The sequence below is a fragment of the Sediminibacillus sp. JSM 1682029 genome, assembly GCF_041366435.1.
Classification (GTDB): domain Bacteria; phylum Bacillota; class Bacilli; order Bacillales; family Amphibacillaceae; genus Sediminibacillus; species Sediminibacillus terrae.
This window is the reverse complement of the sequence record NZ_JBEWYY010000010.1, coordinates 92579-102231: the sequence shown is the minus strand read 5'-3', so window position 1 is coordinate 102231 and position 9653 is coordinate 92579. Positions and strand designations below refer to the sequence as shown.

At 44.8% G+C, this 9653-nt stretch carries 11 protein-coding genes; 3 read left to right on the top strand and 8 right to left on the bottom strand.

Annotated features, from left to right (window positions below):
* Positions 1–93: 93 nt before the first annotated feature.
* From ABVF09_RS15890 to ABVF09_RS15865, 6 genes are all read right to left on the bottom strand, one after another.
* On the bottom strand, positions 94–312 hold the full coding sequence (locus ABVF09_RS15890) for a spore germination protein (RefSeq protein ID WP_026571138.1): 219 nt from the start codon (positions 310–312) through the stop codon (positions 94–96).
* A gap of 31 nt (positions 313–343) precedes the next feature.
* A complete protein-coding gene (locus ABVF09_RS15885; protein ID WP_371069625.1) occupies positions 344–742 on the bottom strand; it encodes a spore germination protein GerPE in 399 nt (132 codons plus the stop codon).
* A 2-nt stretch (positions 743–744) separates the two neighbouring features.
* Positions 745–933: a hypothetical protein gene (locus ABVF09_RS15880; RefSeq protein ID WP_026571136.1), complete on the bottom strand. Its 189-nt coding sequence runs from the start codon at positions 931–933 to the stop codon at positions 745–747.
* Complete coding sequence (gerPC, locus tag ABVF09_RS15875) at positions 930–1493, bottom strand: spore germination protein GerPC (RefSeq protein WP_051390459.1); 564 nt, start codon at positions 1491–1493, stop codon at positions 930–932. Before gerPC ends, ABVF09_RS15880 begins: the two co-directional genes overlap by 4 nt.
* A 66-nt stretch (positions 1494–1559) precedes the next feature.
* A complete protein-coding gene (locus ABVF09_RS15870; protein ID WP_026571135.1) occupies positions 1560–1766 on the bottom strand; it encodes a spore germination protein GerPB in 207 nt (68 codons plus the stop codon).
* A 12-nt stretch (positions 1767–1778) separates the two neighbouring features.
* Positions 1779–1997 (bottom strand): spore germination protein, encoded by a 219-nt coding sequence (locus ABVF09_RS15865; protein WP_026571134.1) that lies wholly within the window; start codon positions 1995–1997, stop codon positions 1779–1781.
* Positions 1998–2135: 138 nt separating this feature from the next.
* Between ABVF09_RS15865 and ABVF09_RS15860 the strand changes: the two genes are divergently transcribed.
* Positions 2136–3332 (top strand): DUF418 domain-containing protein, encoded by a 1197-nt coding sequence (locus tag ABVF09_RS15860; protein WP_026771756.1) that lies wholly within the window; start codon positions 2136–2138, stop codon positions 3330–3332.
* Between the two features lie 272 nt (positions 3333–3604).
* Here ABVF09_RS15860 and ABVF09_RS15855 read toward each other — a convergent pair whose 3' ends face one another.
* Entirely contained in the window at positions 3605–4801 is a 1197-nt protein-coding gene (locus ABVF09_RS15855; RefSeq protein WP_026571132.1) for an ornithine--oxo-acid transaminase, read from the bottom strand.
* 758 nt (positions 4802–5559) lie between these two features.
* On the opposite strand from ABVF09_RS15855, the gene ABVF09_RS15850 reads away from it, so the two are divergent.
* Together ABVF09_RS15850 and asnB are read left to right on the top strand one after the other, a co-directional pair.
* Entirely contained in the window at positions 5560–5934 is a 375-nt protein-coding gene (locus ABVF09_RS15850) for a YisL family protein (protein WP_026771754.1), read from the top strand.
* Between the two features lie 223 nt (positions 5935–6157).
* Positions 6158–8005: an asparagine synthase (glutamine-hydrolyzing) gene (gene asnB, locus ABVF09_RS15845; RefSeq protein ID WP_026571130.1), complete on the top strand. Its 1848-nt coding sequence runs from the start codon at positions 6158–6160 to the stop codon at positions 8003–8005.
* A 180-nt stretch (positions 8006–8185) separates the two neighbouring features.
* On the opposite strand, the gene ABVF09_RS15840 is transcribed toward asnB, so the two are convergent.
* Positions 8186–9544 carry an MATE family efflux transporter gene (locus ABVF09_RS15840; RefSeq protein ID WP_153462294.1) on the bottom strand — a complete coding sequence of 453 codons (1359 nt, stop codon included), beginning with the start codon at positions 9542–9544 and terminating at the stop codon, positions 8186–8188.
* Positions 9545–9653: the final 109 nt, after the last annotated feature.

Genomic DNA, 9653 nt, shown 5'->3' with positions numbered 1-9653 from the left:
TTTCAACTTCGTTCAAGAATTACTAAGTGGGTAACATGTCCGCATCCGAATTTGCCCAGAAATGGACGATGGCTTGAAAAGGCAGCGACCGCTTTAAGCGTTTGCGGAAACGTTTTGGTCTGCAACGTCGGGGTCAGCCGTATTTGTGGCACTCAAACCGCTGTTGGTATTGATGAAGTCACCGGTATTGAAAGAACCGGAGCCGGAACTTACTTTGGAAGTGCTTTTAGGGGAAAGATAAAAACTATCGCCAAAGTTGATGACCCCACCATCTATACCGTTGATCTTGATTGGTCCGACTATCGACGGCATTACATGACACCTTCTTTTTATTTGGCATTTATTACATTGTATTGTTAGGGGGGCTGTTCTGTTCCTCATTTAGAATACGGATATGTTTTATCCGTGCTTCGGCATCCAATAGATTCAAATTTCCTATTTGTAAAGTGGAAGATGCAGCTATCCCGAGCACACTGATGTTACCCACGCAGATTTTCGGGTGATGGTGAATGGATGTCTTTCTGACGAGGGGAGCAGAAGGCAGTGGCGAAGTTTGTTTGCTGAATACGGGAAAATCAGCAAACTCAACTGGCACTTCTCCTTTTTCGGCGATACCTTCCTCCTGAACAGCAATGGCCAGCATCCTCGGGCGTAGACTATTCACATCTCCAATCTCAAACATGGAGCTCCGTGACATAGAATCGACATAAATCGTGTCCACGTAGGAAGTTCGTTGCAACATTGCTATCCTTCCTCGATAGAGCGGCTCAACGGAACAAGTGAACCAACAATATAAGATTCTGGCGGTGTGTCAAAAAAGGAACTTAAATTTATATTCTCATTGTCCCCGACCAGGAGTGTCGAAGAAGAAGAGACAGCGGTAACTTCGATATTACCAACGTGTAAATCCCAATTGTGTACAGTGAAATTCATTCGGGAAAATCTCCTTTTTGAAAAAATTGATGAAGGGAGTGCTTGATTTCCTGCCAAACATTATCTGGAATGGACGTAGCGTCAGGAGAATCTCCTTCCCTATTTTCTAAATAGTAAGCTGCACGATTCGGCAGTTGTTGTTTTATATCCTGAATCAGTATGTCACGTTGTTTAGGTGAAAGCGGGCGTTGATATTGGGTGGATAGTTCTTCTAATAGTTTCGGCGCCTCGGAAGTGACAAGACGATCAAGTCCTGCAACAATTTGTTGTCGCGGAGGACTTGAATAAGGTTGAAGACCGGTTGGCTGTTGCTGATTGACTGCAAAATCTTCAATGGACTCCAAACCTTCAGGACTTATACCAATATTCAACGTTCCATCAAGGCGTTCAATTTTCAATTGATCAAAGTGGTAGTCGATTCTTTCGACATTTGGCTGGTTGTTTTTTTGGTTTTTCTCCAATTCGGCCACCCTTGCTTCCAGTTCTTGCAGTCGTTGATCCTGGTTTTGGATATATTGCTGCAGCTGATTGACGTATGTTTGCCAGTAGTGTGGATGCATCGCTGGAAAACTCCTTTCTGGGTGAAGACCTAAAATTAAAGTATGCAAAAAAGTGAAAATAGTTCATTAACTTGGAGGTGCGAGCGGGACGAGTGGTTCCTGTTCTGAGATTGCTTCCGCTTCTTCGGCAAGCTCGGTGTACCCACCGGTATTGTATAGTTCTGAACTTGCTCTTATGATGCCTGCACTGCCGATTTGCAAAATCGATGAGTTGGAGACGCTGTTCACTCTCAAAGTATGGATACAAATAGACTGATGAACGGTCAAATGCACAGTGATTCCCCCTTATGGGCCGACATTCGGCTGATCAATTACGTCATCATCCTGAAAGTTTGTGACGGAATTTTGCAGTTGAATTTGGATGCCGTTTCCGGTGTTGAATGAGCCTCCGCCTGCAAATGTTTTAGAGGTCGAATACGGATTGATGGCGTAGACGTCCCCGATATTGAATATGCTCGATGAAGATACCGTGTTGACTTTTACCGCTCCAACTACCGCAGGCATAGCACGATTCCTCCTTTCTAATAATTTATGAAAACGGAAAAAAACTGTTCGACTGTACGGGAAGTTTGCATGGTACATTCCGAACGATTCAGATACAATGACAATAGCTAGAAAGCAATCAGGCGAAGGGGGATAACGATGGCGAAGGCAGGTTCACCATTAAACGAAAACCAGCGGCTCATTTGGATAGATGCCGCGAGGGGGCTGGCCATTCTCGGCATATTCATGGTCAATGCGCCAGCCTTCAATGCCCCGTTTTTTCTTTATGGGGGTGCAGGCGATTTCTGGAACAATAAACTGGATCACGCTGTACAGGCCGGAATCGATATTTTCTTTCAGGCCAGTTTTTATACGCTTTTTTCCTTTTTGTTCGGTTTCGGCATGCAGGTGATGTATGACAGGCTGCAGGAGAAAAAAAGGAATACCGTTCATGTATTGATCCGCAGACTTTTGGTTTTGATTTGCTTTGGTATCATCCATGCTTTTATGATTTGGCATGGAGATATCCTGTTGACCTACGGCATTATAGGGTTTTGTCTATTTTGCTTTTACCGCAGGCAGAATGGGACATTACTTGGATGGAGTTTTGGCCTGCTTTTGATACCGGCCGGGCTCCTGACGATGTTATCCTATGCTGTCAGGAACTTTATACCGGATATAACGGCAGGTGACAGCCAGAGAATCTCAGAGGCAATGGCCAACTATGGGGATGGGACCCTCTTGGACATTTGGCGCCAGAATCTCGTAGACTGGTTATACGCCAATGGAGGGATTGCCTACTTGTTTTTGACATTCAGTCTGCTGCCGATGTTTTTGTTGGGGATGTACACTTCCCGTAAGAAATGGCTGCATGACATTGATCGGTTTCGGCCTGTCCTGATCAGGGTTTGGTTTATTACAGGTATCCTATTTGTTCTGATGAAAGTTGGTCCTTATGCAATGGGAAATCCGTTTTGGCTAAATGAGGCAAAACGGGCAATCGGGGGCAGTGCTTCTGCGTTATTCTATGTGCTTTCGGTCACTCTGGCTTTCCGCACAAAGCACGGGAAAAAGCTATTAACCCCGCTCGCCTATGTGGGACGGATGTCGCTTACTAATTACTTAGCACAGTCACTTATATGCTTTTTCCTGTTTTATAGTGCTGGTCTCGGATTATATGGCTCCGTGCGTCCAAGCTACTCGGTCGTGCTCGTCCTGATAATATTCAGTCTGCAAATTTGCGCAAGCAGATGGTGGTTAAACTATTTCCGTTTTGGACCTGCTGAGTGGCTATGGAGGAGCTTAACCTATGGAGAAAAGCAACAGCTAAGGAAACGAGTTCGATCTATGGATTAGTGATTACCGGAAAAAGGGAAAGGTTGGAATATGATGTAAACCACCCTCCCGTTGTTCTTGAAGGATGAGAGGAGTAAAAAGTACTTCTTGATGTTTTTGACAATTGACTCGAAGGAAAAGCAAAGGACTTGTGCATTAATTTGGCAATAATAAAAGGGGATTCTTACGAGAATCGCACGAACCGGAAAAAAACCGAGCGAATCCGAATGCTTGGCATTTCGAACATCGCTCGGTTTTTGCTTTGGCCGCTAACCTTGTGTATCTTTATTAAATTATGATTCTAGCACTTGTTTAATTTGCTCGACCGCCCATACCAAGTCTGGTTTCTCGACTGTCAACGGCGGGGCAAAACGGATGACGTTTTCGTGTGTTTCTTTACAGAGCAATCCTTTTCCTTTCAATTGTTCACAATAAGGCCTTGCAGATTCTGTCAGTTCTACACCGATAAACAATCCTCTTCCGCGCACTTCTTTGATCACCGGATTTTTAATTTTTACTAGTTCCCCCATCATGTAATTCCCCAATTCCAATGAACGATCTGCCAACTTTTCCTCTTCCAATACATCTAGGGCAGCTATCGAAACAGCACATGCAAGTGGATTTCCTCCAAAGGTAGATCCGTGCGATCCAGGATTGAACACGCCGAGGATGTCTTTATTAGCCACCACACATGAGATGGGGAATACTCCTCCGCCAAGTGCCTTGCCCAGTATCAGTACATCAGGGGAAACTTGTTCCCAGTCACAAGCAAACATTTTACCGCTTCTGCCCAGACCTGCCTGGATTTCATCAGCAATGAAAAGGACATTGTTTTGTTTGCAAATATCATAAGCCTGTTTTAAATAACCTTCAGGCGGAATGACAATACCCGCTTCTCCTTGAATTGGTTCCATCAGGAATCCAGCCGTGTTTTCGTTGATGGCTTCTTTAAGCGCATCGATATCGCCGTAAGGAATCAGCTTGATTCCTGGGAGCATAGGTCCGAATCCACGCTTGTATTCCTCCTCCGAAGATAAAGAAACCGCAGTCATTGTTCTGCCATGGAAGTTACCGGTACAGGCGATGATTTCTGCCTGGTCCTCCTGGATTCCTTTCACCTCATACCCCCAGCGGCGTACAGCCTTAATGGCAGTTTCTACGGCTTCGGCTCCAGTGTTCATCGGCAATGCCATTTCTTTGTTCGTCAGCTTGCATACTTTTTCGTACCATGGACCTAATTGGTCGTTATGAAACGCTCTTGATGTCAGGGTCACGCGATCTGCTTGCTGCTTCAAGGCATCGATGATGCGTGGGTGCCGGTGTCCTTGATTGACTGCTGAATAAGCACTGAGCATATCCATGTAGCGGTTTCCTTCGGGATCCTCTACCCAGACTCCTTCAGCCTTGGCAACCACAATCGGCAGCGGGTGGTAATTTTTAGCTCCATATTCCTGTGTTTGGTCAATGATTTCCTGACTCGATCGTACCATGGTATCCCTCCGTTTCGATGTTAAGCATACGCTTTCAATTATAACAGTTTTTTCATATATAGGAAGTTCAAAAATGCGGGAAAAAAGACGCGGCGAATTTCGTCGTTAGCTTGCTGGTCGTTTCTCACGGAAATCGGAAACCTTCTACTAAGACCGCCCACATCGTGTGGGAACGTAGAAGCCACCACATCCTGTGGAAGTCCGCTCCGGTACTCCCAACTGCGCTGCCTAGAACTTCTTGGTCCTTTTTGTCCTCTTTTTGAACATTGTATAAAGGGAGGAAGTTCAAAAATGCGGGAAAAATGACACGGCGAATTTCGTCGTTAGCTTGCTGGTCGTTCCTCACGGAAATCGGAAACCTTCTACTAAGACCGCCCACATCGTGTGGGAACGTAGAAGCCACCACATCCTGTGGAAGTCCGCTCCGGTACTCCCAACTGCGCTGCCTAGAACTTCTTGGTCCTTTTTGTCCTCTTTTTGAACATTGTATAAAGGGAGGAAGTTCAAAAATGCGGAAAAAAAGACGCGGCGAATTTCGTCGTTAGCTTGTTGGTCCGTTCCTCACGGAAATCGGAAACCTTCTACTAAGACCGCCCACATCGTGTGGGAACGTAGAAGCCACTACCTCTTGTGGTCTTTTATTAACAAACATGGAATGTGAATGTTCATAGAAATGTACGAAAGGGGACGTGTTATCCAATGAAATGTTTACGGAAAAATGATATGATAGCGTTGATTGAATAAAAAGGAGGTACGTCATGACGACGCATCTACATATCACTTCATGGGTACTAGCGTTTATTTTATTTGGACTTGCTTTGATGTTTAAAAAGCAGGGTAAAGACAAACCAGCAAAAATTTTACAGATGATTTTGCGACTCGATTACCTGTTGATCTTGTATTCGGGTGGTGACTTGATTGCGTACTACTTCCAGCAAAGTTATATGCTTGGAGAAGTCATCGTTAAGGGATTGGCAGGAATTTGGGTTATCGCAGCTATGGAAATGATTGCTGTGAAATACAACAAAGGCAAGCCAGTTATGGGTATCTGGGTACAGTTTGCTATTGCGGTGCTCATCGTTCTGGTTCTAGGCTTTGGCAGACTGCCATTCGGCCTGCATTTTATGTCTTGATATTGTACACCGTCTCCGCGGGATGTTCTGCGGGGCGGTGTTTTTTTATAGGAAAGTTTAAGGGATGGAGAAAAAAACTATGGAATGGGAAAATGGCTCACCTTTGTTCTGGTTGGATGCTGCCATTTTTTTCGTGTAACAAAACAGGCTTCACTTATACACACTCTGGGCGTTTTTATCATAAGCATGAAGAAGGGTTAAAAGAAAGGGTGTGTTTTCGTATATGTGTGGGATCACAGGCTGGGTAGATTTGAAACGCGACTTATCCGGGGAAATAGCCACTGTACGTAAAATGGCAGGGACCATTCAGCACCGGGGACCTGATGAGTATAACGAGTGGATTTGCGATCACGCTGGATTCGGTCATCAACGATTGATAGTTGTCGACCCTTCAGGTGGAAAGCAGCCAATGGAATGCCTGCGCGGAGAAGCAAAATATGTGATGATTTACAATGGTGAACTTTACAATACAGAGGATCTGCGTCAAGAACTCTTGGAAAAAGGATGGAGTTTTGCGTCCCATTCTGATACAGAAGTGTTATTGAAGAGTTTTATTCAATGGAGGGCTGCGTGTGTCGAAAAGTTAAATGGAATTTTTGCGTTCGCCGTCTGGGATGCGGAAAAGCAGGAATTGTTTATGGCGAGAGACCGGCTTGGTGTCAAACCGTTGTTTTTCAAAAAGCATGGGGAAGGAATCTTGTTTTCATCTGAAATAAAAGCACTGCTGGCACATCCTGAAGTAGAACCCGTATTGGACCGGGAAGGATTAAGTGAAGTGCTTGCACTTGGTCCATCACGGACTCCCGGTCATGGAGTTTTCAAAGGCATCAATGAACTTCCTGCTGCCCATATCGGAGTTTTTAATCAAGATGGATTTCAAACAAAGCGCTATTGGAATGTTGTCAGCAAACAACATGAAGACGACTTGGATACCACTGCACAGACAATCAGGGAATTGCTTACAGATGCAGTAGAACGACAACTGGTTTCGGATGTTTCTCTTGGTACTTTTTTATCTGGAGGTGTGGATTCCAGTGCCATAACCGCGATTGCCGCCAATTACTTGCAGGCAAAGGGCAAAGGGAGATTGTCGACATTTTCGATTGATTATCAGGACAATGATAAATATTTTAAACAAAGCTCTTTTCAACCGAATAGCGACAAAGACTTTATTGGCAAGATGAGCGCATTCAGCAGCACGAATCATCATACCTTTGTGATGGATAATAAGACATTGGCGGATATGTTGAAAGAAGCTGTTGAGATGCGTGATTTGCCTGGAATGGCAGATGTGGATTCATCACTTCTCTGGTTTTGCCGCCAGACGAAACAGGAAGTGACCGTTGCCCTGTCCGGAGAATGTGCGGATGAAATCTTTGGTGGATATCCGTGGTTTTATCGTGAAGACGACTTGACCAGGGAAGGTTTCCCTTGGATTCGTTCCTCTGAAGTAAGACGCTCCTTGCTTACCGAAGAATGGAAACAAAAACTCGATTTACACGGTTACATGCTGAAACGATACCAGGAAACGATTGATGGAACTCCGGAATACGAAGGGGACAGTCCCCTTGAGAAACAACGCCGGCAAATGTTTTATCTGAATATGCACTGGTTCATGCCGACACTGTTGGACAGAAAAGACCGGATGAGTATGGGGGCCAGTTTTGAAGCAAGGGTCCCGTTCAGCGACCATCGACTGGTTGAATATGTTTGGAATATACCATGGGAAATGAAGACGTATAATGGCAGGGAAAAGGGGATATTAAGGAAAGCATTGGAGGGGCTGCTCCCGCAAGAAATCCTTTATCGGAAAAAGAGTCCATATCCGAAAACACATAATCCGGTATATACGAATGCTGTCGTGTCATGGCTTGAAGAAATAACCAAGGATCCGGATGCCAGGCTGTTTGAATTGTTTGATCGGAAAGAAATCGAAAAATTGATCCAAACTGAAGGAAAGCAAATAGAGGCACCGTGGTTTGGACAGCTAATGACAGGACCGCAGCTGCTGGCCCATCTTGGCCAAATTGACCACTGGCTGCGCACCTATCAAATCAAAATAGAAAAGTAAATCAGAAGTAGTGTAAAAAAGCGTGCTGTCTGGGCACGCTTTTTTTTAAAAGATAAGAAAATCTGAAATTAAAGATATATATACCCAGTGCTTTTCGTGAGCCTGCTTTTGTCGGAGGCCTGCACGATGAGACGGATTTAGCCTGTTCTCCTTTTAAACGGATGCCGGAGCTTTTCTTAACTATTGATCCGCTGGATAAGTTTTAATGAAGGTTTCTTTGATCCAAATTTTGGAACGCCATCTCCGCAGCATCAACAACCCGCGCAGCCATTCATCTGCTATAAAAGCAATCCAGACACCGATCAATCCCAATCCAAGGTACAAACCGAAGAACCAGGCGAAAGTGACACTGACCCCCCACATGGACAAAATGCCGATAAAAACCGGAAATCTTACATCGCCGGCTGCCCGCAGGGAACTGATGACCACAAGGTTGAATGCCCGGCCGGGTTCCAGGATGATCGTCACCAACAGCAAGGCTGCCCCTTTTTCCATAATGGTTGCATTATCGGTGAAGATGCCCAATAAAAAATCACTGGCGAAATAAATGACAACGGCGGCAAAGGTGGAAATGACAATCGAGATTTGCAGGCTCTTGATGCCATGTTTATAGGCTGTATCTACTTCCCCTGCACCGATCAGGTGGCCGATCAATATTTGTGTCCCTTGGCCGATTGCCAGAGCAAACAGGAAAATGAACATCATGATATTCTGGACATAAACCTTGGTGGTCAATGCCATGGTTCCGAGCTGGGCGATAAAATAAGTGATCACCATCTGGCTGGCATTATAGGAAAGCTGCTCTCCGGCTGAAGGGATGCCGATATTCAATAGATCGCGGATATGTTGTTTTTTATAAGCAAAGAAAGAAGTGAACGGCAATGTTTTTTCACTGCGTCTTAACAATAGAAGCAAAAGGACGGTAAATCCTAAAAAGCGGCTGATGATGGTAGAGTACGCCACTCCTTCCACTCCTAAAACAGGGAAACCGAACGGTCCGAAAATAACGGCATAGTTTCCGATTATATTAAGCACGTTCATGCCAATCGTTACGTACATTGTATCTTTCGTGAATCCATAGCTTCTTAACACAGCAGACACTGTCATGATCAATGCCTGAACAAAAATCAATCCACCGACAATGTTCAAGTAGACGCCTGCTTCCCCCATCAAATCAGCAGGCAAATCCATTATCTTTAAAATTTGCTTGCTAAACAAGAACAGAGCAATGCTCAACAGCAGGGAAAACCATAAATTGAGGCTGAGCGAGGTAACAGCGATGGCACCAGCGGTATCCTGTTTCCCGGCTCCAAGATTTTGGGCAACGAGCACACCTGCTCCGGCGGCAACGAAGCCAAACATGACGATAATGACTGAAATCACCTGATTGGAGACTCCGACGGCTGCCACGGAACTGTCGGAATATTGGCTGAGCATCAAGGTGTCTGCATTTCCCATCAGCATATGGAGAAGTATTTCAATAAATATGGGCCAAGTCAGGGCGAAGAGGCTTTGCTTTTTTATATCTGTTTGATTCATTTGATATCCTCACGATCCAAATAATTAGAAAATCCAATTAAGTATATACTGCCTGTCTGTATTTGTCAGTACATATTGCTCTAAAACGACTAAATGGTAATTATGACGC